General features: G+C 64.1%; 21 protein-coding genes. 18 read left to right on the top strand and 3 right to left on the bottom strand.

Features of this window, described 5'->3' with window-relative positions; genetic code table 11:
* The first annotated feature begins 193 nt into the window (after window positions 1-193).
* The gene (locus tag CH306_RS17030; protein ID WP_032395045.1) at window positions 194-919 is read left to right on the top strand and encodes an SDR family oxidoreductase; all 726 of its coding nucleotides are present in this window, start codon (window positions 194-196) and stop codon (window positions 917-919) included.
* A gap of 31 nt (window positions 920-950) precedes the next feature.
* Window positions 951-1,958 carry a LacI family DNA-binding transcriptional regulator gene (locus CH306_RS17025; protein WP_032395044.1) on the top strand — a complete coding sequence of 336 codons (1,008 nt, stop codon included), beginning with the start codon at window positions 951-953 and terminating at the stop codon, window positions 1,956-1,958.
* Here the strand turns inward: CH306_RS17025 and CH306_RS17020 are convergent.
* Window positions 1,943-2,497, bottom strand: coding sequence for an AAA family ATPase (locus tag CH306_RS17020; protein WP_179272876.1), 555 nt, complete (start codon window positions 2,495-2,497; stop codon window positions 1,943-1,945). The genes CH306_RS17025 and CH306_RS17020 overlap by 16 nt on opposite strands.
* 102 nt (window positions 2,498-2,599) lie before the next feature.
* Between CH306_RS17020 and CH306_RS17015 the strand changes: the two genes are divergently transcribed.
* The 7 genes from CH306_RS17015 (at window position 2,600) to CH306_RS16985 (ending at window position 11,064) form a co-directional block, all read left to right on the top strand.
* Entirely contained in the window at window positions 2,600-3,604 is a 1,005-nt protein-coding gene (locus CH306_RS17015; RefSeq protein ID WP_032395043.1) for a LacI family DNA-binding transcriptional regulator, read from the top strand.
* 10 nt (window positions 3,605-3,614) lie between these two features.
* The gene (locus CH306_RS17010; RefSeq protein WP_052683681.1) at window positions 3,615-4,970 is read left to right on the top strand and encodes an FGGY-family carbohydrate kinase; all 1,356 of its coding nucleotides are present in this window, start codon (window positions 3,615-3,617) and stop codon (window positions 4,968-4,970) included.
* 71 nt (window positions 4,971-5,041) lie between these two features.
* A complete protein-coding gene (locus CH306_RS17005; protein ID WP_094630728.1) occupies window positions 5,042-5,926 on the top strand; it encodes a tagatose-bisphosphate aldolase in 885 nt (294 codons plus the stop codon).
* A gap of 87 nt (window positions 5,927-6,013) precedes the next feature.
* A complete protein-coding gene (locus CH306_RS17000) occupies window positions 6,014-7,093 on the top strand; it encodes an alpha/beta hydrolase family protein (RefSeq protein ID WP_094647276.1) in 1,080 nt (359 codons plus the stop codon).
* 68 nt (window positions 7,094-7,161) lie between these two features.
* Complete coding sequence (locus CH306_RS16995; RefSeq protein WP_094647274.1) at window positions 7,162-8,787, top strand: long-chain fatty acid--CoA ligase; 1,626 nt, start codon at window positions 7,162-7,164, stop codon at window positions 8,785-8,787.
* A 100-nt stretch (window positions 8,788-8,887) separates the two neighbouring features.
* Window positions 8,888-9,118 (top strand): hypothetical protein, encoded by a 231-nt coding sequence (locus CH306_RS16990; RefSeq protein WP_094647272.1) that lies wholly within the window; start codon window positions 8,888-8,890, stop codon window positions 9,116-9,118.
* Window positions 9,115-11,064, top strand: a complete 1,950-nt coding sequence (locus CH306_RS16985; RefSeq protein ID WP_094647271.1) for a primary-amine oxidase — start codon at window positions 9,115-9,117, stop codon at window positions 11,062-11,064. Before CH306_RS16990 ends, CH306_RS16985 begins: the two co-directional genes overlap by 4 nt.
* Before the next feature lie 46 nt (window positions 11,065-11,110).
* Here the strand turns inward: CH306_RS16985 and CH306_RS16980 are convergent, their stop codons facing one another.
* A complete protein-coding gene (locus CH306_RS16980; protein ID WP_045199458.1) occupies window positions 11,111-11,881 on the bottom strand; it encodes a GntR family transcriptional regulator in 771 nt (256 codons plus the stop codon).
* A 244-nt stretch (window positions 11,882-12,125) separates the two neighbouring features.
* Between CH306_RS16980 and CH306_RS16975 the strand changes: the two genes are divergently transcribed.
* The 9 genes from CH306_RS16975 to CH306_RS16935 are packed head-to-tail and all read left to right on the top strand — an operon-like array spanning window position 12,126 to window position 21,445.
* Window positions 12,126-12,890 (top strand): inositol monophosphatase family protein, encoded by a 765-nt coding sequence (locus tag CH306_RS16975; RefSeq protein ID WP_052049432.1) that lies wholly within the window; start codon window positions 12,126-12,128, stop codon window positions 12,888-12,890.
* A gap of 5 nt (window positions 12,891-12,895) precedes the next feature.
* Window positions 12,896-13,174, top strand: coding sequence for a hypothetical protein (locus CH306_RS16970; RefSeq protein WP_045199456.1), 279 nt, complete (start codon window positions 12,896-12,898; stop codon window positions 13,172-13,174).
* 1 nt (window position 13,175) lies between these two features.
* The gene (locus CH306_RS16965) at window positions 13,176-14,738 is read left to right on the top strand and encodes a sodium:solute symporter family protein (RefSeq protein ID WP_094647269.1); all 1,563 of its coding nucleotides are present in this window, start codon (window positions 13,176-13,178) and stop codon (window positions 14,736-14,738) included.
* A complete protein-coding gene (locus CH306_RS16960) occupies window positions 14,738-16,006 on the top strand; it encodes a M20 family metallo-hydrolase (protein WP_256981190.1) in 1,269 nt (422 codons plus the stop codon). The genes CH306_RS16965 and CH306_RS16960 overlap by 1 nt, the downstream gene beginning before the upstream one ends.
* A gap of 13 nt (window positions 16,007-16,019) precedes the next feature.
* Complete coding sequence (locus CH306_RS16955; protein ID WP_094647267.1) at window positions 16,020-16,811, top strand: SDR family NAD(P)-dependent oxidoreductase; 792 nt, start codon at window positions 16,020-16,022, stop codon at window positions 16,809-16,811.
* 10 nt (window positions 16,812-16,821) lie between these two features.
* Window positions 16,822-18,231, top strand: a complete 1,410-nt coding sequence (locus CH306_RS16950) for an amidase (protein ID WP_094647265.1) — start codon at window positions 16,822-16,824, stop codon at window positions 18,229-18,231.
* Window positions 18,228-19,163, top strand: coding sequence for a phosphotransferase family protein (locus CH306_RS16945; protein WP_094647263.1), 936 nt, complete (start codon window positions 18,228-18,230; stop codon window positions 19,161-19,163). Before CH306_RS16950 ends, CH306_RS16945 begins: the two co-directional genes overlap by 4 nt.
* A 7-nt stretch (window positions 19,164-19,170) precedes the next feature.
* Window positions 19,171-20,115: a choline kinase family protein gene (locus CH306_RS16940; RefSeq protein WP_094647384.1), complete on the top strand. Its 945-nt coding sequence runs from the start codon at window positions 19,171-19,173 to the stop codon at window positions 20,113-20,115.
* A gap of 1 nt (window position 20,116) precedes the next feature.
* Window positions 20,117-21,445: an aspartate aminotransferase family protein gene (locus CH306_RS16935; RefSeq protein WP_256981189.1), complete on the top strand. Its 1,329-nt coding sequence runs from the start codon at window positions 20,117-20,119 to the stop codon at window positions 21,443-21,445.
* Window positions 21,446-21,457: 12 nt separating this feature from the next.
* Here CH306_RS16935 and CH306_RS16930 read toward each other — a convergent pair whose 3' ends face one another.
* Window positions 21,458-22,063 carry a TetR/AcrR family transcriptional regulator gene (locus CH306_RS16930; protein ID WP_094647261.1) on the bottom strand — a complete coding sequence of 202 codons (606 nt, stop codon included), beginning with the start codon at window positions 22,061-22,063 and terminating at the stop codon, window positions 21,458-21,460.
* Between the last annotated feature and the right edge of the window lie 88 nt (window positions 22,064-22,151).

Below are 22,151 nucleotides of genomic sequence, written 5' to 3'. Positions count from 1 at the left end.
AAGGTAGCGCACTGTCGAACCACTATCGGACCGCACGGTACCGTCTCCCAGCTGCAGAAATACTCGATCTGTTCGATTTTCGAGCCGTCGGAGGTGTGCTGAGGTACCGTCCATGACACCGATGACATCGCGTGCGCTCAGCGAGCCGATGACATCGATGACATATCCATTCGGAACAGCAGAGGTAGACCCCATGGCGAAGTTCGACGGCCGGACGATCTTGGTGACCGGTGCCAGCGGAGGCATCGGCTCGGCGACGGTGCGACGGCTCGTGGCCGACGGTGCCGATGTCGTTGCCGCGGGCCAGTCGGTGGATGCATTGGACAAGCTCGCCGACGAGACCGGCGCACAACCCCTGGCCTTCGACCTGACGTCGGAAGACAGCGTGCGTGACGCCGTCTCCGGCTTGGAGCTGTACGGGGTGGTGAACTGCGCGGGCTTCGGCGGCGAGATCGCGACGCCTCAGGACACCGACATCTCGATCTTCGACAAGGTCATCGCCATCAACGCGCGCGGCGCTCTGCTCGTCATCAAGTACACCGTCCCCGCGATGATCGCCGCCGGTGTCGGATCGATCGTCAACGTCTCGAGCCAGGCCAGTCTCGTCGCGCTGACAGGACACGTCTCCTACGGTTCCTCGAAAGCAGCCCTGGACAACATCACTCGCGTCTCGGCCCTCGAACTCGGCCGCCACGGAATCCGGGTCAACGGAGTCAATCCGACCGTCGTGATGACGGAGATGTCCGCGTTCTACTGGGGTCGTCCGGAGATCGAGGAGCCGTTCCTGGCACAGATGCCGTTGGGTCGCTGGGCCACCGAGGACGAGATTGCCGCGCCGATTGCCTTCTTGTTGAGCGATGATGCTTCCATGGTGACGGGAGTGTCGTTGCCGGTGGACGGCGGCTACACCAGTCGATGACGAGCGGACGACGAGCAGACGGGGGTAGATCATGACCACGATGCAGGATGTCGCGGCGCTGGCCAGAGTCAGCGCCAAGACCGTCTCACGGGTGTACAACAACGACCCGCACGTCGACCCCGACACGCGCGCTCGCGTCACCGATGCCCTGAACTCGCTCAATTACGTTCCGAACACGATGGCGACGTCGTTTCGCAACGGTCAAGCCGCGGCAATCGGTGTGGCCGTGCCCGACATCGACGATCCGTTCTTCTCCTCCATCGCACGCGCGGTGGAGGAGCGTGCCCGTGAGGACGACATGGCCGTGCTGGTCACCAGCCTGGGCCACGACGGTGATCAGGAGCAGGCGCTGGTCGAGTCACTGCTGCGGAGGCAGTTGAGCGGCTTGATCATTGCACCCACGGGTGCCGACCACGGCTATCTGGAGCGGTGGATCGACAAGACTCCCACGGTCTTCGTCGATCGCGGACCCGATGGCCTCAAGGCCGACAGCTTCGTCGACGACGATCACGGTGGGGCAGTGCTGGCCACTGATCATCTGCTGCGACTCGGCCACACTCGGATCGCGGTCATCGGCGACAGTGCCAACATTCCTACCAGCCGAAATCGGCTGAAGGGGTATCGAGAGTCGTTGCAGGCCCGAGGAATCGAGTTCGACGAATCCCTCGTTGCGCTCGGCGTCATGGGCCGCGACGATGCACGCAGCGCCCTGACCGCACTGACCGCGCTCGACGATCCACCGACAGCGCTGTTTCTCTCCAACGCACGCGTGGCCATGGCATGTGTCCCCGTTCTGCAGCAGATGAACTTGCTGCATCTGGCGTTCGTCGGATTCGGCGACTTTCCCCTTGCCGATGCCGTGATGCCACCGGTGACGGTGATCGACCAGAATCCTGCTCGGCTGGGCCGGTTGGCCATCGAGCGACTACTGGGCCGAATCGAGAATCCCGGCAAGCGCTTCAAGCGGCGCAACATACTCGGGGTCGAGCTGATCGAACGTCGATCGTGCACGCCCGGAAGCGATCACCGCTGCACGTAGCCCTCGAGAGTTCCCGCGACCAGCTCGACCTGCTGCTCGGTGGACAGCTCGGCATCGACCCGTAGATGAGGAACACGCGGCTTCTCCGCCGGAGTATCCGACGGCCGATGTGCGTCGCGCTCTGCCCCACGGGCGGCCCGTCGACGCGCGAGCAGTTCCGGCGAGCCGTCCACGTGCACGACCGACGTTGCGGCCGGTGCCAATTGCGCGATCAGCTGCTCCCATTCCGCGCCACCGGTCAGCTCACGGGTGAACGGAGCCACGAGGACCGGCCGCTGACCGATGCCCACGAGGTCGGTGGCAGCGGCGAGCAACACTGCATATCGGCCGGCTCGGATCTGCTCCGAGTGCGGCCCTGGACTGTTCCAGTGCGGGCCGACCGACACCGAATCCAGCTGATCGAGAAGCGGATTGGTCAGGGTGTCGAGGTCGAGCAAGGGGATGCGGAAACGGCGCGCCAGCTCGCGTCCCAGGGTGGTCTTTCCACTCCCGGCAGCACCCGCGACGAGCAGGACCGGCAGCTGATCCCGATCGATCACGGAAACGTCTTGACAGACATGAGGCATAGCAGGAATCATACAAGACAACGTTGTCTCGCACCTTGCTACAGCGAAACGCAATCCCTCCGATCGAGAGTTCACGTGACCGAGCGCGCAAGCATCAAAGACGTCGCCGCATTGGCAGGCGTCAGCTTCAAGACCGTCTCCCGCGTCGTCAACGGCGTGGACACCGTCTTGCCCGAGTTGCGCGAACGCGTCGAGGCCGCGGTGCAGACGCTGAACTACGTCCCCAATTCGGCTGCGCGCTCGTTGAAATCGGGATCGGGCAACACCATCGGCATCGTCGTCGACTCCATCGACGACGTGTTCTTCGCTTCCCTGGTCAGTGCCGTCGAGGATCGGGCACTCGAACACGGACTCGCCGTCATCGTCGGCAGCACCGGGTTCGACGCCCAGCGCGAACGTGACCAGCTGGCACTGCTGGCCGGTCAACACGTGCGCGGCATCATTCTCGCGCCGGTCGGCGATCACAGCGACTTCCTCGTGCCTCGGCGTCGAACATTGCCCACGGTGACCATCGACCGTTCCATCCCGGGATTCGATTCGGTCATCGTCGACGATTACGGCGCTGCCAAACGAGCCGTCGAGAAACTGGTGGAGGGCGGGCACACCCGAATTGCGTTGCTCGGCTTCGACGATCGACTGCAGACCGCGCAGTTGCGCCGTGAGGCGTATTTCGATGTTCTCGCGAACCTCGGCCAGAAGCCGGACGTGGCACTTGCTCCCCCGGTGTCGCACGCCGCCGATTCGGTACGGCCCGTGGTGAAGAAGCTACTGGCACTACGCAATCCGCCGACCGCCTTCTTCGTCGCCAACGCACGTCATGCGACGGCCGTGGTATCGGTGCTGCACGAGATGGATCGCACCGACGTGGCGATGGTCTCGTTCGGTAATTTCTCGCTCGCCGATGCCGTCAGTCCATCGGTGACGTGCATCGACCAAGACCCGTATCGCATCGGCACACTCGCGTTCGATCGGCTGGTGCAGCGTTTCGACGATCCCTACCTCGAACCGGAGCAACAGGTCGCGCCCACCACGTTGGTGGAAAGACTCTCGCATGCACTCCCCCTACCCGTACAGAAATGAGACCAACTCCGTGAACCCCAGACTTGTTGCGGGACTGGACCTCGGGAGCACCGGCGTCAAAGTACTCGTCACCGACGATGCCGGCACCGAAATGCTCATCGAGCAGAGTCCGACACCGTGGCGTCACGGCCCGGGCGGTACCACCGACCTCGCGGCCGAGGACCTGCTCGCCACCATCGCGAATCTACTCGAGGCCGTCGCGCGCCGACTGCCCGAGGTGACCGGCGATCCCGCGTCGCGCATCGATGCGATCGCAGTGTCCGGAATGGGTGAGACGGGTTTCCTTCTGGATCAAGACAACGTTGTCCGAGCGCCGGCCTTCGCGTGGTTCGATCCCCGAGGGCAACAGCAGGTCGACGCACTACCCCAGGATCTACGTGACCGGTTCGCCGGGAAGACAGGCCTTCCCGTCGGTGTCCAGGTGTCGGTGGTCAAGATCGCGCACCTGCGCGACAACGGACTGAAGCTGGCCGGACTGCGATGGTTCAACCTTCCCGAGTTCGTCGTGCTGTCCCTCGGTGGCCGCGCGGTGGCCGATTACTCGCTCGGTTCCCGAACCGGCCTGCTCGATCAGGACACCGGCGAGCCGTGGTCGGAAATGTTGACGCACTTGGGCGTCGGGGCCGAATTCATCCCGCCTCTCGTCGATGCGGGCACGGATCTGGGAACGGCAACCGGACCCGCCCTCCCCGACGCCATCGCGGGGGCACGGTTGACCGTGGCCGGCCATGACCACCTCGTCTCCGCCGTATCGGGTGGGGCAATCCCCAACGACCGCTATCACGTGTCGATGGGAACCGCCGAGGTGCTGCTGCGAGTGCTCGACGCTCCGCTGACGCCCGATGCACGAAGCCGTCTGGCCGATCATCTGATCAATTCGGTGCGGCATGTGGTTCCGGGCCAACACGTACTCGTCGCCGGAGTCAAGACCGGGCTGTTGATGCGACGGGCGTTGCAGTTGTGCGACATCACCGACCGCGCCGGGCGTGACCTGCTCGATCAGCGGGTGTGCGCATTGCCTGCCGGCGGACCGTCCACCGACGGCGGTATCGACATCGCCGGAGCCCGCAACGACGACGGGGTTCTGTCGATCACCGTGCGGACGGACGGGGTGAACGCGGCGGAGTTGTTCCGTTCGATTCTGTTGCACGGCAACGACGAGATCGCGCGGCTCATCGCCGCCCTCGACGCGGAGGTTGCCCCGGCCCGTTCCACGCTGCTCACCGGCGGCTGGGCGAGCATGGCCAGCGTTCGAGATGCCCGCGCGCAAGTGCTCCCCGATGTCTCGGTCTCCACCCGCGCCCAGGACACCGCCTACGGCGCAGCGTTGTTCGCGGCGCGACTACTGACGCTCATAGAGATCTGAGCCCACATTTCTGCATTGAGACAACGTTGTCTCGCTCGCTCTCGACCCCAACCCAGCACCAGGAGAAAACAATGAACGAACTGACCACACTCGAACGTCGCGGAATGGCCGCCATCTCCACCGCCGACGGCAACATGCTCATCGTCGCAGGAGATCAACGCAACGGCATGAAGGCGGTCATGACGGACGCTCCCGACGGGCCCGGTTCGGTCACGTTCGAGCAGCTCGCCGACGCCAAGGCCGATCTGGTTCGCTACCTCGGCAATCACGCCCCGGCGATCCTGCTCGACCCGGAGGTCGCACTGCCCAAGATCGTCGACGAGGGTGTGCTCTCGCGGGGCACTGCGCTGGTGGTCGGCATGGACGCCTCGGGCTTCGAGGAGACCGACGGCCTGCGCTACACCCGGTACGTCGACGGCGTCACCCCGCGCGTCGTACGCGACCTGGGTGGCGATGTCGCCAAGATGCTCTTCTACATGCGTCCCGAACGGCAGGGCGTCGATTCCCGTGTCGCCGAGGAGATTCGCGACCTCGTCAAGGCGTGCTCCGCCGAAGGCCTGCTGCTCATCGTCGAAATCCTGACCTACAAGCTCGAGGGCGAATCGGACGAGGACTACAAGGCAGGCTTCGGCAAGATCATCGCCGACTCCACCCGCATCTCGGTCGAATGCGGTGCCAAGGTCCTCAAGCTCCCCTACCCCGGCTCCGCCGAGGCCTGCGCCGCCGTTACCGAAGCGGCACAGGGTGTTCCGTGGGCAGTGCTCTCCGCAGGCGTCGACCACGAGACGTTCATCGAGCAGGTACGCGTCGCTGTAGCGAACGGCGCGCGCGGCGCGATGGCCGGCCGGTCACTGTGGAAGGACAGCATGGCCGTCTCCGCCGCGACCCGCGAGGACCTGCTCACCAACCGCGCACTCCCCCGCCTGCGCGAACTGAACGAGGCCGTCGACAACTGATCCGCATTCTTCGACTGCACGTTCTTCGACCGAGTCCGGACGCACCGTCCCGGGCTCGGTCGACGCCGTTCTGGGTAGCGTGAACCCATGACCGACGTTTCGAGACACATCCATATCGTTGCCGCTCCCGGAGTCTTCGCCGATCTAGCGACGGCGGAGGAACTGGCGAACAGGGCTCTCGCTGCTCGTGGCCTGACCGGTGAAATCGTCGATGCCGCAACCAGTTCCGACGAGGCGATCGTCGTTCCAGGTGACGGAATCCCGATCGATACGTCGCCGTACAGCAGTGCAGTTCGGGTCGATCTGGGTCAGTGCACTCCGGACAGATCACCGGGCATACGCACTCATATTCGCGGCCGTGGACTCGACGGTCTGCGATTCGCGATCGACAGCGTGTATTTCCACCGCTTCCACCCCGGAACGATCCTGTCCTACGGGGATCACCCGGAACAACGCGTCGAGCTGCGGGTGCCCGAGAGCGACGGTCCGTTCCCTGTCGCCGTGCTGATCCACGGTGGGTATTGGCGTTCGCGATGGGAATTCGATCTGATGGACGCGATAGCCGTCGATCTGACGGCACGTGGCTATGCCACCTGGAACATCGAATACCGTCGACCCGACGAACACGGCTGGGATGTGATGACCGACGATGTCGCGTCCGCGCTCGCAGCGTTGGAGACGGCACCCGGCGATCTGGATCTGTCTCAGGTAGTTCTGTTCGGCCATTCGGCGGGCGGTCAACTCGCACTGCGAGCCGCGGCCGATTCCTCAGGAAAGCCAGGGACACCCGCTCTCGCAGTGAGTCTGGCCGGGGTACTCGATCTGCGGGTCGGGGACGAGCGGTGGCTCGGCGAAGGGGCAGTGTCGAACGCGATCGGCGCACGATTCGCCGGTGCGCAGGAGACGTACGAGAAATCGTCGCCCATCTCGAGGCTTCCGCTCGGCGTCCCGCAGCTTGTGGTGAGTGCACTCGACGACGACCCCAATCTGCTCGAGATCAGCCGGGCGTACTACGCCGCCGCGTCGGCCGGCCCGGATTCGGTCGCCTCGATCGAAGGACCTGGGGGCCATTTCGCCGTCATCGACCCCGCGTCGGAGATCTTTCAGGACATCGTTCGCGAGGTCGACGCACGAATCCGAGGTACCCGAGACCACGCGTCCGAGTAAGTCCGTATCGTGCATGGTGTGACGCGCAGCACAACGATGTGTATGCCGAGACTTCAGGAGCGAGATCGATGAAGAGCACCATGCAGGACACCCCATTGTCCATCGGCCAGCTGGTTCGATTCGGGACGTCCATTCACTCCTCGGCCGAGATCACCACCTGGACCGACACCGGTCCGACCACGGTGACCTTCGGGGAATTGGGCAGGCGGGCAGCGCAACTGGCGCACGGTCTGCGGTCGATCGGCATCGACGACGATCAGCGCGTCGGAACGTTCATGTGGAACAACGCCCCGCACATGGAGGCCTACATGGCGATTCCAGCGATGGGCGCTGTGCTGCACACACTGAACATTCGGCTCTTTCCCGAGCAGCTCACCTACATCGTCAACCATGCCGAGGACCAGGTCATCATCGCCGACGCAAGTCTGCTCCCCCTGTTGACGCCGTTGCTGCCGACGTTCGAGACCGTGCGGCACCTCATCGTCGTCGGCGTCGACCCGGCACAGGTCACCGCACCCGACGGCATCGAGGTGCTCGGCTACGAGGACCTGCTCGGAGGCAAGCCGGAGGAGTTCGACTGGCCCGAACTCGACGAACGATCAGCTGCCGCAATGTGTTACACGTCGGGCACCACCGGTGATCCCAAGGGCGTGGTGTACTCGCACCGCTCCATCTACCTGCACTCGATGCAAGCGTGTATGACCGACGCGATGGCGATTGCGCAGTCCGACAAGGTGTTGGCCATCGTGCCGATGTTCCACGCGATGTCGTGGGGCTTGCCGTATGCGGCGCTGATGGTCGGTGCGTCGCTGATCATGCCCGACAGGTTTCTGCAGCCGGCACCGCTGGCGGAGATGATGTCGACGCTGCGTCCGACAGCCGCAGCAGCGGTTCCGACCATCTGGCAGGCCCTGCTCGCTCATCTCGACGAGCACCCGGCGGATCTGTCGAGCCTGCGTGACGTGGTGGTCGGCGGTGCCGCGTGCCCCCCGAGCCTGATGCGGGCGTTCCACGAGAAGTACGGAGTGCACATCTCTCAGGCGTGGGGCATGACCGAAACCTCCCCACTGGGCACCTCGGGCAAGCCCGATGCGGGCCTGTCGCCGGAGGACGAATTCGACTTGCGCTGTACTCAAGGCAGATTCGTCGCCGGAGTCCGGGCGCGACTCGTCGACGATGCAGGCACGGTGTTGCCATGGGACGGTGCGACCGTCGGGGAACTCGAAGTGCGTGGCCCGTGGATCACCGGCAGCTACTACCGCGCCGACGCCGACGACAAGTTCGACGACGGTTGGCTGCGCACCGGTGACGTGGGAACGATCTCCGAGGGCGGGTACCTGCGCCTGACCGATCGCTCCAAGGACATCATCAAGTCCGGTGGCGAATGGATCTCCTCGGTCGAGCTCGAGAACCAGGTGATGGGACATCCGGCCGTGCGGGAGGCCGCGGTCATCGGCGTGCCCGACCCGAAGTGGGACGAGCGGCCCTTGGTAGCCGTCGTCGTTCGCGAGGGGGCATCGGTCACTGCCGAGGAACTCAAGGAATTCCTCGACAGCCGAGTGGCGCACTGGCAGCTGCCGGAGCGGTGGACATTCATCGACGAGGTCCCGAAAACCAGTGTCGGCAAATACGACAAGAAGAGGCTGCGGAGCTCCCATGCCGACGGTGCATTGGAGGTCATCGAGCTGGTCTGATCCGTTCGGTGAGTTACACGTTCCTCACGCGAACTGCGAATACCAGTAATGGTCTACCCCTAGCGTCGTAACGGACAGCGACGGCGGGAAGTGGCGAACTGTGTTGATCAACCGTTGTGCATCGGCACTCGCGGTGATGTCGGCCGTTCTGCATCTGAGAATGGGCGTCGGCGGCGCGTCGGGCATGTTGGTGACCGACGCTGTCAGCGGTGCCTCCGCGGCCTCGATTCTCGCGGCGGTCGAACTCACGCTCGCCGCCGTCGTGGTTTTCGTTCGCACGCGCGGCATTCCGCCGGAACTTCTCCATCACCGACTGCAGGAGCCTCGATGACCGATACCTTTGCGCCCGTTGTAGTTCATCCCCTCGAACCGCTGAGCCCGCAGGAGATTTCGAGGACGTCGGCGATAGTCGTTCGCGAGCGGAACCTGACCTCCGCTGCACGCTTCGTCTACATCGAACTGCTGGAGTCGACGAAAACGGATCTCCAGCATTCGGATACGGACCGTCGAGCATTCGTCGTCCTGCGTGACCGTGACGCCCATGCCACTTTCGAGGCCGTTGTCTCGCTCACCCACGACGCCCTGATCAGCTACACCGAGATCTTCGACGCCCAGCCGCCCATCACGTTGGAGGAATTCCTTCGCTGCGAGGATGTCATCAAGGCCGACCCGCGCTGGCAGGCGGCGATGACTGCACGCGGCGTCACCGATTTCTCGCTGGCAATGGTGGACAAGTGGGCCAGCGGCCACACGATGGCGGGCGACAACCCCGGCGGTCGACGCCTCGCCCGGCCACTGACGTTCGTACGAAGCGAAGCGCAGGAGAACGGCTACGCGCGGCCCGTCGAGAACCTCGTCGTGACGGTCGATATGGACACGATGGAGGTCGTCGACGTCGCAGACACCGGCGTCGTCCCCATCCCAGACACGCCCGGGAACTATCTGCCCGGATTCTACGAACGTCCCGGCAACGTCCCGGAGTTCGCGCACCAGCGGGCACCGATGAAGAAGATCGACATCACTCAACCCGACGGTCCGTCGTTCACGGTGGACGGCCATTACGTCGAGTGGGCGAATTGGCGCTTGCGCGTCGGCTTCACGCCGCGGGAGGGTCTCGTGCTGCACGATGTCGGATACGTCGATCGCGGAACCCTACGCCCGGTCATCCATCGAGCATCCCTGTCGGAGATGTATGTACCCTACGGCGATCCGGGCGACAGCCAGTGGAACAAGAACGTGTTCGACGAGGGCGAGTACGGTTTGGGCGTTCTCGCCAATTCGCTTCAGCTGGGCTGTGATTGCCTCGGCGAGATCCATTATTTCGACGCGTACGTCAACGATCAGGACGGTCAGCCGATCGAGCTACCGAACGCGATCTGCATGCACGAGGAGGACTACAGCATCGGCTGGAAGCACACCGACTTTCGCGACAACGTGGGACAGGTCCGACGCAACCGTCGTCTCGTCGTCTCGTTCTTCGCCACCGTGGGCAATTACGACTACGGCTTCTACTGGCATCTGTATCTCGACGGGTCCATCGAGTTCGAGATCAAGCTGACCGGCATCATCTCCACCGGTGCGATCGAGCCGGGCACGGTCCCCGAGTTCGGCACTCTTGTCGCGCCCGGTCTCTATGGGCCGCATCATCAACACTTCTTCAGTGTTCGTCTGGACATGAACGTGGATGGGGCACGCAACAACCTGTACGAGCTCGAAGCCGAGGCAGTGCCCGCAGGCCCCGAGAACCCGCACGGCAACGCGTGGCGTCAGACCAAAAGACACCTCACCAGCGAGTCGGAAGCGCAACGCCTCGCCGATCCACTCCGGGCCCGCTCCTGGTTGATTGCAAACGCGGACAAGAAGAACAAGCTCGGTGGGCACATCGGGTACAAGATCGAACCGTCCGGTGCGGTCGCTCTGCCTCTCGCACAGCCCGGTTCGCAGCAGGCTCGCCGAGGCGGTTTTGCCACTAAGCACCTGTGGGCGACGCCGTACGCCGAACGTGAGCGCTATGCGGCCGGTGAGTACGTGGCCCAGAATCCGGGACCCGATGGGTTGGTGAAGTACACGAGCGGTGACCGTTCCCTGGAGAACGCCGACCTGGTCATCTGGCCCACGATCGCTGCACATCACGTGGTGCGCCCCGAGGATTGGCCGGTCATGCCGGTCAGTCATGTGAGTCTGCACCTCAAGCCCACGGGATTCTTCGACGGCAATCCGATGCTGGATCTGGCACCGGAGACGCCGAAGCCCGCCGGGCATTGCTGCGACGAGTAGCTGTCTGCGACCAGGCCCGGGGACCGCGGTCTCCGGGCCTACGCGTCTAGGTCGCAGTCTCGGTGACCGAGGCACTCACCAGCGACGAGGTGCGCACACTCAATCGCGTTCGATCGGCTCGGAACAGGTCCACGGAGTACTCGACGGGTCGTTCGGACTGGTCGTATCCGATGCGTTCGAGTTTCAGGATGGGTGTTCCCTCGGGTTGCCGAAGCAGCGAGCCCGCGGGCGCACTGATCGTCGCCAGTTCGATGGATTCGTCTGCCATACACACCGATACGCCGAGCCGTGTACGCAGAGCCTCGTACACCGAGTCCAACGGAGTCTCCAGAACTCGGCCACAGATGCTGTCGCTGAGATACATCTGCTCCAACGACAGCGTGTCGCCATCGGCGAAGCGCAGCCGTAGCAACGACACCACCGGTCCGTCTCCCAGGACCTGCGCCGCCTCCGGGCTAGGCTCGGCGATGCGCGCCGAGATGACCTTGGTCCCGTCTCGAAATCCCTGCTCGTGCAGCATCTGTGGGACGCCCTTGACGGTGTTGAGGCTTCGGAGCAGTCGCCGGCTCTGACAGAGGGACTGCGCACTTTCCGGCGAGGACGAACCCGGTGTCACCGAGGTCAGGAAGGCACCGCCTGCCCTGCCCTTCGTCCGTCGGATGACACCGTCGCGTTCGAGGAGATCCAGCGCTTTGCGCAGTGTCGTCCGCGACGTGCCGAGCCGCTCGGCCAGTTCGCGTTCGGGAGGCAACCGGGCAACGGACCGCGATTCGAGCTCGGCCGCCAGCCGAAGAAGCGCCGCGTGCGTCTGTTCCATCAACAGCACCGGACCACCTCGATTTCTCCTGGAATGACTGCAGTGTCCATTCAATCTTCAATCAGGCCCGCGCAACACCCCTCGACCTGGGCATTAACGCACGATTAACACGGCGGGTGTCCTATGACCCGCAACCAGGTCACGCGTTACACGACGTTCACGTATCGACGAGAAAACCAGAAATGGTCTACGCCCATCGTTGCACCTACCCGAGAACGCAACATCTACCGAAGGGTGCAACACCGTGGAGGATTCCAGGTCGGCACGCGCCGCTCTCGGCGTGGAGCTCGCCCGCTCGGCGGGCGAGATCGCTCGTCGCTGGTTCGACACCTCAGGCCTCACCGTCGAACAGAAACAGGACGGTTCCCCTGTTACACAGGCGGATCGCGATATCGAGACGCACATCAGAGCCGGCGTCGCCGAGCACTTCCCCACCGACGGCTTTCTCGGAGAGGAGTTCGGTGAAACCGGCGGCACCTCCGACTACCGCTGGATCGTCGACCCGATCGACGGCACCAAATCGTTCGTGCACGGAGTTCCTCTGTACGCCAACCTGATTGCGATCGAGGAAGGCGACGAGATCGTCTTCGGTGCCATCAACCTACCCAGCGTCGACATCCTCATGCACGCCGAGCGCGGCAAAGGGTGCTGGAAAAACGGCGAGCAGGTGCATGTTTCGAGCAGGACCGATCTCGACGGTGCCTACGTGATGGCAACCTGGCTCGAGGACTGGCACCCGGATACCATCGTCGATCTCCACGCCACGGGTGCCGTACTACGCACCTGGGGCGACGCCTACGGCTACATGATGGTCGCGAGCGGCCAGGCCGATGCCGTGGTCGACTACACGACGCAGATCTACGATCTTGCCCCCATGCCGGTGATCATCGAGGAAGCCGGCGGCACCTTCACCTCGCTCGACGGAGCGCGAGACTTCGACAAAGGCAACGGGATTGCGACCAACGGCGTAATTCACGACTCGGTTCTCAAAATAGTCAACCAAGGATGACGCACATGAAAGAGTACATTCGCGGCCTGAGCCGAAAGAGCATCATGACGTTCTTCGGCGGTACCTACGCTCTCGCTCTGCTCTTCGCACTGTTCCCACCGCTCTACATGTGGGGCAGCGGAATTCGCTACGAAATCCTCGGTATCCCGTTCGCCATCATGTACTGGCTGATCAACGGGGTCGTGCTCGGACTGACCCTGTGGGGCCTCTACATCGTCGAGGACATCCGAGGCGAACTCGACGAGGACCTCCTCCCCGCTACCGCACCGCTGACTGGAGAATGACATGTTGATCATGCTGGGAATGCTCGGCGTCTTCTACGCCGTCGTCATCTTCATTCTGTACACCACCCAACAGAAGACCTCACCGACGTTCGACGAGTACTCGGTGGGCGGTCGCAGCTACGGCCCCTGGTATGTCGCGATGAGCTACGTCAACTCGTGGTGGCCGGGTTCTGTGTTCATCGCGTTCTTCGGACTCGCCAGCGGCGCAGGCGTATTCGGCATGTACGGCCTCGCCTACTCCAGCCTCGGTGTTGCCATGATGTACTTCATGGCCACCCGCGCCTGGCGATGGGGCGCGAAGTACAACCTCCGCTCACAGCCCGACCTGCTCGGCCTGCGCTTCAACTCGCGCGGCACCAAGATCGTCGCCAGCGTCATCGGTATCGTCTCGCTCTTCCCCTGGGTGGTGCTCGGTATGCAGGCACTCGGCGAGGTCTTCCAGATCGCCAGTGCCGGAGCATGGTCGGTCACCACGTGCCTGTTCGTCGGCCTGGCCGTCATCGTCATCCGTCAGTACTGGACCGTCAAGATGGGCATGCGCGGGTTGATCATGACCGACATGTTCCAAGGCATCGTCGCGTACGTCTTCTCCGCGGCACTGTGCCTGATTCTGCTCTCCGGTGTCGCCGGCGGCCCGATCAGCTTCTCGACTCTGGGAGACGTGGCCGACCAGTATCTCCGCGTCCCCGGCGACGGCGACTCCTACGGCCCGTTCTACCTCTTCGCCCTCATCTTCACCGGTGTCGTCGGATCGCTCTGCTGGCCGACGAGTTTTCAGCGGATCTACACCGCATCCAGTGTCCGGGCAGTCAAGTCCGGCACCATCCGCACCGTGCTGATCTCCGGCGTCTTCTACTCACTGCTCATGCTCGTCGGTATCGCAGGCACGGTCATTCCCGCCGTCGCCGATTCACCGCAGACCGGCTGGTTCACCATTGCCGAGAGCTACGGTGGGACGTGGCTTCTGGGACTCGCCGCCACCATGGTGTTCGCCGCATCCATGGGCCACATCGACGGCAGCGTGCAGGTCTGCGGACTGCAGATCGCGAACGACATCGTCAACTCCGACAAGCGCAAACTCTCCGACAGCCAGCTCACCAAGGTGGCCAAGACGAGCATGCTCGCGTTCATGGCAGCGGCGGCCATCGTCGCCTACGCCACCTTCAACATGACGCGTCTGCAACTCCTCGCGCAGATCTCGTACCAAGGCGTTGTGCAGCTTGCCATTCCACTGTTCCTCGGCATCTTCTGGCGAGGCGGCAACGGTAAGGGCGCAGTCGCCGGAATGATCTCCGGCTTCACCGTCGCCCTGGTGCTCACCGCGATCTTCCCCGACGACATCGTCGGACTGGGCAGCCTCACCGGTGGAGTCGTCGGCATGGCCGTCAACCTGGCCGTCTTCCTCATCGTCTCCAAGGTCACCGGAATCACGGCCGAGGAGAAGGCACGCGTCGACGAGATGTTCGCGGTCGGCAAGCGTCCTACCCGCACAGCACCGGTCGACCTGTCCTTCGAGGACCGGATCGACGAACTCGCTGCCAACCCCGCACCGGAGAAGATCTAGTGACTTTTCTCGACGATTTCGCCGCGATGTCGCAGTTCGGTGCCACCGCCGCCGGCGGCGTGCACCGCGAGGCAGCGACCGCGGACGACGGTCGAACCAGGCGGTTCCTTGCCGACTGGTTCGACCGGCACGGCTTCACCACCACCGTCGACGCGGTGGGAAACATGTACGGCACCGTCGAGTTGGTTCCCGGCGCACCGTACGTGCTCGTCGGCTCGCATCTCGACAGTCAGCCGACGGCCGGAAAGTACGACGGGGCCTACGGGGTCCTCGCCGCGGCACACGCCGCGTACGAGGTCTCGGAATGCGTCGAACGGGGCTCGGTCGCTCCACAATTCAACCTCGCGGTGGTGAACTGGTTCAACGAGGAAGGTTCCCGTTTCTCGCCCAGCCTCATGGGAAGCGGGGTCTTCATCGGCAAGTTCGACGCCGAGAACATCCTGAAGGTCACCGATCGCAATGGCGTCAGCGTGCGGGATGCTCTGTCCGATATCGGATTTCACGGCAACGACGATGCACCCGAGGCCGCGTCCTACGCCGAAATCCACATCGAACAGGGCCCCATTCTCGCGGACACGGGCACGACGATCGGCATCGTCACCGCCAATTGGGCCGCACGGAAGTACTCGATCACCGTTCACGGCGAGCAGTCGCACACCGGAGCAACGCACATGGCCCTGCGTCACGACGCGTTGGTCGGCGCATCGCGCATCGTGCTCGCCACCCGAGAACTCACCACGCAGTTCCCGCAGGAGACGCTGCTGGCCTCGGTCGGCGAGTTCGATGTCGAACCCAACTCCCCCATCGTCGTGCCGTCGAAGGTCACCATGGCCATCGACATCCGGTCCTCCGATCCCGAGGTTCTCGAGCAGGCCCACGAGAAGCTCCTTGCAGCAATCGATTCCGTCAACACCGACGGGGAGGTGCGGGTCAGCGTCGACACCTCGGCGCTACGGCCGTCCACGAGCTACCAGATCGACGGCGTCGAACTGGCCGAGGAGGCAGCCGAGGCACTCGGATTGTCGTCCCGACGGATGCTCACGATGGCCGGCCACGACTCGGTGAACCTCAAGGACGTCGTCCCGACGGTGATGCTGTTCGTCCCCAGCGTCGACGGAATCTCGCACAGCGAGAAAGAACTGACCCACGACAGCGACCTGCTCGACGGCGTGAAAATGCTCGCCGAGACGGTCGCGCGCATGGTGCGCGGCGATATCGGAGTCGGCCGATCTTCCGAACTCGCCGGCACCAGCCGCACTCGAGCATAGAAAGCAGAGCCAGATGATCGATTTGAGCGGCAAGACTGCACTGGTCACAGGCGGGTCCCGCGGCATCGGACGAGCAGTCGCGACCACTTTGGCGGCGGCCGGCGCGCACGTGGTGATCGCCGACCGCAGCGATGCACTCCGCACCGACGGCGCATCGACATCGAATCTGATCTGCGCTGCGGGAGGCACCGCCGAGTCCGTCCTGCTGGACATCTCCGATTCCCGGCAGGTCGACGCGGTCTTCGCGGACGTTGCGGGCCGATCGGGCATCGACATCCTCGTCAACAACGCCGGAGTGCTCAGTGCCGGAACGGTCCTCGACACGACCGACGATGCGTGGCGGTCACTTTTCGCAGTGAACGTGGACGGGACGTTCTTCTGCACCCGAGCGGCGATACGGCACATGGTCGACGCCGGGCGGGGCGGCAAGGTCGTCAACGTCGCGTCGATCAGCGGCCTGCGGGCCAATCCAGGATTTGCCGGGTACTGCGCGGCGAAGGGAGCGATGGTCAACTTCACTCGGCAGGTCGGCATCGACTATGCACCGATGGGAATCAACGTCAACGGCGTTGCGCCCGGCTTCGTCGAGACCGACATGACCGCGATCTACGACGCATCCATCCGCGCTGCTCTGGAAGGGCAGACGCCCAACGGCAAGTGGGCAGATCCGCAGCACATCGCCGACACCGTGCTGTTCCTGGCCTCGTCGCTCTCGGACCACATCTGCGGAGAGATCGTGGCCGTGGACGGCGGCTGGCTCGTCGGCACTCCGGTCGTACCGGCGGTAACCGCGGTATCGGCATGAAAGGCACGCGATGAATCCCCTGTTGACCAAAACCGTCGCCGAGATACGTGCGGCATTCGGCACCGGTGAGCTCACTCCCGTGCAGTTGCTCGACGCCACGCTGGAGCATCTGTCGGCGACCGACCCCGTGATCAATGCGATGGCGTACGTGGACGAGTCGGGTGCCCGTGCAGCCGCGACGGCCGCGACCGACCGACTCGTATCCGGCCGTGCCCGAGGAGGCCTGGACGGGATTCCGGTGACGATCAAGGACAGCGTCCATGCGATCGGGATGCCGTGGCGGCACGGCGTCGCAGCGAATGCGGACCTGCCGATGTCCACGGTCGACGCGCCGCCGGCCGCCCGGCTGAAGGAAGCGGGTGCCGTCATCGTCGGCAAGACCACGATGCCGGACATGGGGATGATGGCAGCCGGCGTCAGCTCGCTGTACGGCATCACCCGTAATCCTTGGGACCCTTCGCGCAACACCGGTGGATCCAGTGCCGGTGCAGGTGCGTCGCTGGCGTCGGGCATCGGGTTCGGTTCTGTCGGTTCCGATATCGCCGGGTCGGTGCGGTTGCCTGCGGGACACTGCGGGCTCGTTGCATTGAAGCCGACGCAGGGCCGCATTCCGCACACTGCTCCGTCGACCATGCGATCGGCCGGTCCGATGGCGCGCACCGTCGACGATCTCATCGACCTCTACGGCGTCGTCTCGAGGCCCGACCCACGCGACACGTGGAGTCTGCCGTACGAGGACACCTCCGACATACACGCGGTTCTCGCTCCTGCCGGGCTTCGCATCGGCGTCATGCTCGACATGGGCTACGGTCCCACCATTTCCGACGACGTACAGGCCGTGGTGCGTTCTGCCGCAATGCAACTGAGTGCAGCGGGTGCCGTGGTCACCGACATGCCGCCGATCTTCGGCGTGGATCCGTACCCGGCGTTGGATCGCCTGTTCCAGGTTCGTGCGCGCACGGAGTGGGAGGCCATTCCCGAGAGTCGTCGATCGCAGGTACTGCCCGCGGTCGCGGAGTGGGCCTCGGCGGCGGCGGAGTATTCGGCCGCTCAGTTCACGCGAGATACCGATGCGGTGATGCGCTCGCAGGAGTCTGTTCGGGCGCAGACGTCCGAATTCGACTTCGTCATTTCTCCGGTCGTTCCCACAGTGGGCTTCGGTGCCGAGGAAGTCGGGCTCGACCCGGCACAACCGTTGGGCCACTGCAGTTTCACCGCATGGTTCAACCAGACCGCGCAACCGGCCTCGGCGCTCTGTTTCGGCTTCGCCGGACACATGCCTGTCGGGATACAGGTCGTCGGACGTCGGTTCGCCGACCAGGCGGTGCTGAGGCTGACGAAATGGCTCGAAGGTGCACGGGGATTCGAGATGAACTGGCCGACGGCTGTGGCCGCTGACAAGATCGGAGTGCTGGGATGACTGTGCGGCAGACACTGAGCGAGTTGGGTATCTGGGCAACGGGCGACCTGACGTTGGACCCCGGTACCACCATGGCGAGCCCCAGTTGGTGGGGCGCGGACTCCGAGCGGTATTCGGCGCGGGCCGAGGTTGCGGACTCCGGCGCGGGCTCGGCCGCATACGTGAAAGTGACGGAACCGCACGCTCGCGACTACATCGATGTCGCAGCGACGTTCTCGGTGGCGACCGCGGCCGGCGACGCGGGCATCGGACCGAAAGTCTTCTTCTCCGACGCAGCCTCCGGTGTGCTGGTCATGGAGGACTTCACCGGACGGTGTTCGACCGCAACGCTCGATCTGTTCGACGAGGACGCGAATGTGGAGAAGCTGGTGGCGCTGCGGACATCCGTTCACCGGCTCAGCGGAATCACCAGACGTGCATCGGTGTTCGAGGACCTGGCGCACGTGATCGGTTTGGTCGAGAAGGTCGGGGGGTTGTTCCCGGCCGACTTCGATTGGATGCTGCGGACTCTCGCGCCTGCTCGAGTCCGCATCGACGGTGCCGGGTTCGACGCGGTCCCCTGCCACGGCGACGGCAACGTCTCCAATGTCCTGATGCTCGACGACGGCGGTATGCGGCTCGTCGACTGGGACTTTGCGGCGCTGATGGATCCGTTGCAGGACATCGGTGCCTTGCTCGCGGAGATCCGTCCGTTCGACACCGACGCACGCGAGGTGTTCGAGATGATGTGGGGATCGTTCGACAGTGCGCTGTTCGATCGCGCCCGTGTATACGGCATCGCCGACTCCCTGCGGTGGGCCCTCATTGGCTCGTATGCCGACGCGATGAGGCCAGGCACGCAGGAGTATTCGAAGTTCTCCGACTGGCAGTTCCTGAGAGCGCGGGCTGGATTGCGCGACCCCCATTTCGACGACCGAGTACGGAATATCTGAGGTGGCCATGAACGAGATCGCACTGGGATCTGCCCGAACCGAGCCCGAACGGCAGGTGGAGAAGGCTCTGGCCGCCGTTGCGGAGTGGGAGGGCCTGAACATCACCTACGCTCCGGTACCCGGAGGGTTGATGAACAGCAATTGGCGCATCACCGTCGAAGGGAAACCCAAGCGCTACTTCATGAAACTCCCCGGCGCCGGGACGGATTCGTTCATCGACCGGTCACTGGCCAACGAAGCCGCTCGCCGGGCAGGCGCTCTGGACATCGGGCCGGAGGTGGTGCTGTTCGATCCGGTGACCGGAGTGGAGGTGATCGAATTCCTGGAAGGCTACCGGGCGTGTACCAACGGCGACCTCAAGCGTCCCGAGATCCCGATGGGCATGATCGATGTGTATCGCGTGCTTCATTCGGGAAGCAAGCTGAGCATCACGAAGACGATCTTCGACATGATCGACGAACACCTCGATCAGGTTGCCGAACTCGGTGTGCGGTTGCCGCGCGACGCAGAGCTGATCCTCGCCGAGTACGGGCAGGCGAAGAACGCGATGCTGGCGTCCGGCCTGGATCTGGTTGCATGTCACAACGACCCGATGCCAGGAAACATCCTCATCGGCGACGGCCTGCCGATGAAACTGGTGGACTACGAGTTCGCATCCAACAACGACCGCGCCTACGAGCTCGCCGTCATGATCACCGAGATGTTCTACGGCGAGCAGCAGACGATGGAATTGATCGAGGAGTTCTACGGCAAGGCCGAGTGGTCGATGATCTCTCGCGTGCAGGTGTGCAGCGCGCTCGCGGACGTGAAGTGGGGCCTGTGGGATTGCATGAACCACAAGCTCAGCACCGCATGGGATTTCGACTACCACAAGTACGGAACCTGGAAGCTCGCCCGCGCCAGGATGAAGATGGCGGATCCGCGTTGGGCGTTCTGGCTGCAGGGGTTGTGAGGTGACCACTCTCGATCGCGTCGGAGCCCTGAGCGTCAACGGATTCGATGCATCCTCGACTGTGGGACTCAGCACTCGCACGCTCGATCTGGTCGAACGCCGGAGGCGCGTCCTCGGGCCCGCCTACCACCTGATGTACGAGTCTCCGCTCGAGTTGGTACGCGGAGAGGGTGTGTACGTCTACGACGCCGACGGCACTCGATACCTCGACATGTACAACAACGTCGCCAGCGTGGGGCATTGCCATCCCCGGGTTGTCGACGCCGTCACCCGGCAGATGTCGAGGATCAACACGCACACGCGGTACCTGCACGAGGCCGTGATCGGCTACGCAGAAAATCTGGTCGGCACTTTCCCGGAAAACCTGAGCACGGCGATGTTCACGTGTACCGGGTCCGAGGCGAACGACCTCGCTCTCCGGATCGCACGGCACGCGACCGGCCGTCAGGGCATCATCGTCACCGAAAGCGCGTATCACGGTGGAACCGTGGATGTGGCGGCGTGTTCGCCGTCGATGGGTCCGGCGTCCGTCCGCGACGCGGAGTGGGTGCGGACGGTTCCGGCACCGGATGCGTACCGGGTGGACGGCGATCCGGGCACGTGGTTCGCCGAGAAGGTGCAGGCACAGATCGACGACTTGGTCTGCAGCGGTGTCGGTTTCGCTGCACTGATGGTCGATTCGATCTTCGCCTCCGACGGGATCTTGCCGGAGCCGACACCGTTCCTGAAGCCTGCAGCGGACGTCGTTCACGCCGCGGGTGGGCTGTTGATCGCCGACGAGGTGCAGCCGGGATTCGGGCGCCTTGGCGCCTCGATGTGGGGCTTCGAGCGGCACGGCTTGCTGCCCGACATCGTGACGATGGGCAAACCGATGGGTAACGGGATGCCCATTGCCGGACTGGTCATGCTGAGTTCGTTGGCCGAGTCGTTCGGACGAGACCTGCGCTACTTCAACACCTTCGGTGGCAATCCGGTGACTGTCGCTGCGGCCCAGGCGGTTCTCGACGTGATCCGCGACGAGGACTTGGTCGCCAACTCCGCCTCGATGGGTTCGCGCATGCTGACGGGCCTGCGAGGACTTGCCCCTAGTATCGATTCCATCGGTGACATCCGGGGTGCGGGGTTGTTCGTCGGAGTCGAATTCATCGGCCCGGCGGGTGAACCGGACGCGGCCGAGGCATTGCGCGTGGTCAACGCCATGAAGGAACGCGGGGTGTTGATCTCGGCCACCGGCTCGTACGGAAACACATTGAAGATCAGACCGCCGTTGACCATCGAGTCGGCAGACGTCGACCTGTTCCTCGACATGTTCGCGGCGGTCGTGGCCTGATACGAATGTCTGTCAGGCGTCGGTCGGGCCCAGCGACGCCAAGGTTCTGTCGGCCACGCGTTCGAGTTGACCCCGCGTTGCGCCGTCCCGGGCTCGCTGGGACATGCCCTGAATGATCACACCGATCAATTCCGCAACGTCGACGGGCTCCCATGACGGGGGCAGGATGCCGTCGGCGATGTTCTCCGAAATGCGCTCCGACAGCAGCGCGACGTTGGCATTGCGCATGTCCCGCAACCGATCTGCTATCCCTCGGTTGGTGTCGGTGACGCCGACGGCCGAGCTGATGATCAGACAGCCCCCCGGACACGAATCGTCGGTGTAGTGCACAGCCGCGTCGTACAGCAGCCGTGAGATGAGCTTGGCGGCCTGCGGCTCCTCGGCGAACGCCCGGGCCATGAAGTCCCCGCGCGTAGCGAGGTAGCGGTCCACCGCTGCGAAGAACAGCCCCTCCTTGCCGCCGAATGCACTGTAGAGACTGGGCGGGTTGATGCCCATGGCACCGGTCAGCATCGACACCGAGGTGCCCTCGTACCCGTGCTCCCAGAAGGCGAACATCGCCTTGTCCAGCGCAGAGTCGACATCGAACTTGCGCCCCTGTCCTCGCACGCCGGCCATAGGCCCTCCTGTGTCACATCGCAACAGTTCTGTTCAGCTGTGATCTACTCTACTCCTGTAGCGATCACTAAGCGAATCCCTTACGCTT

Source organism: Rhodococcus sp. 15-725-2-2b, from assembly GCF_002259075.1.
Lineage (GTDB): Bacteria > Actinomycetota > Actinomycetes > Mycobacteriales > Mycobacteriaceae > Rhodococcoides.
This window is presented reverse-complemented; position numbering and strand designations above follow the sequence as displayed.

What these genes read in the sequence shown, in the direction of transcription:
- CH306_RS16940 (WP_094647384.1), top strand. Translation starts at nt 19,171, where the DNA reads ATGAACGAGATCGCACTGGGATCTGCCCGAACCGAGCCCGAACGGCAG.
- CH306_RS16930 (WP_094647261.1), bottom strand. Translation starts at nt 22,063, where the DNA reads ATGGCCGGCGTGCGAGGACAGGGGCGCAAGTTCGATGTCGACTCTGCG.
- CH306_RS16965 (WP_094647269.1), top strand. Translation starts at nt 13,176, where the DNA reads ATGTTGATCATGCTGGGAATGCTCGGCGTCTTCTACGCCGTCGTCATC.
- CH306_RS16950 (WP_094647265.1), top strand. Translation starts at nt 16,822, where the DNA reads ATGAATCCCCTGTTGACCAAAACCGTCGCCGAGATACGTGCGGCATTC.
- CH306_RS17000 (WP_094647276.1), top strand. Translation starts at nt 6,014, where the DNA reads ATGACCGACGTTTCGAGACACATCCATATCGTTGCCGCTCCCGGAGTC.
- CH306_RS17005 (WP_094630728.1), top strand. Translation starts at nt 5,042, where the DNA reads ATGAACGAACTGACCACACTCGAACGTCGCGGAATGGCCGCCATCTCC.
- CH306_RS17030 (WP_032395045.1), top strand. Translation starts at nt 194, where the DNA reads ATGGCGAAGTTCGACGGCCGGACGATCTTGGTGACCGGTGCCAGCGGA.
- CH306_RS17025 (WP_032395044.1), top strand. Translation starts at nt 951, where the DNA reads ATGACCACGATGCAGGATGTCGCGGCGCTGGCCAGAGTCAGCGCCAAG.
- CH306_RS16985 (WP_094647271.1), top strand. Translation starts at nt 9,115, where the DNA reads ATGACCGATACCTTTGCGCCCGTTGTAGTTCATCCCCTCGAACCGCTG.
- CH306_RS16980 (WP_045199458.1), bottom strand. Translation starts at nt 11,881, where the DNA reads ATGGAACAGACGCACGCGGCGCTTCTTCGGCTGGCGGCCGAGCTCGAA.
- CH306_RS16955 (WP_094647267.1), top strand. Translation starts at nt 16,020, where the DNA reads ATGATCGATTTGAGCGGCAAGACTGCACTGGTCACAGGCGGGTCCCGC.
- CH306_RS16995 (WP_094647274.1), top strand. Translation starts at nt 7,162, where the DNA reads ATGAAGAGCACCATGCAGGACACCCCATTGTCCATCGGCCAGCTGGTT.
- CH306_RS16945 (WP_094647263.1), top strand. Translation starts at nt 18,228, where the DNA reads ATGACTGTGCGGCAGACACTGAGCGAGTTGGGTATCTGGGCAACGGGC.
- CH306_RS16970 (WP_045199456.1), top strand. Translation starts at nt 12,896, where the DNA reads ATGAAAGAGTACATTCGCGGCCTGAGCCGAAAGAGCATCATGACGTTC.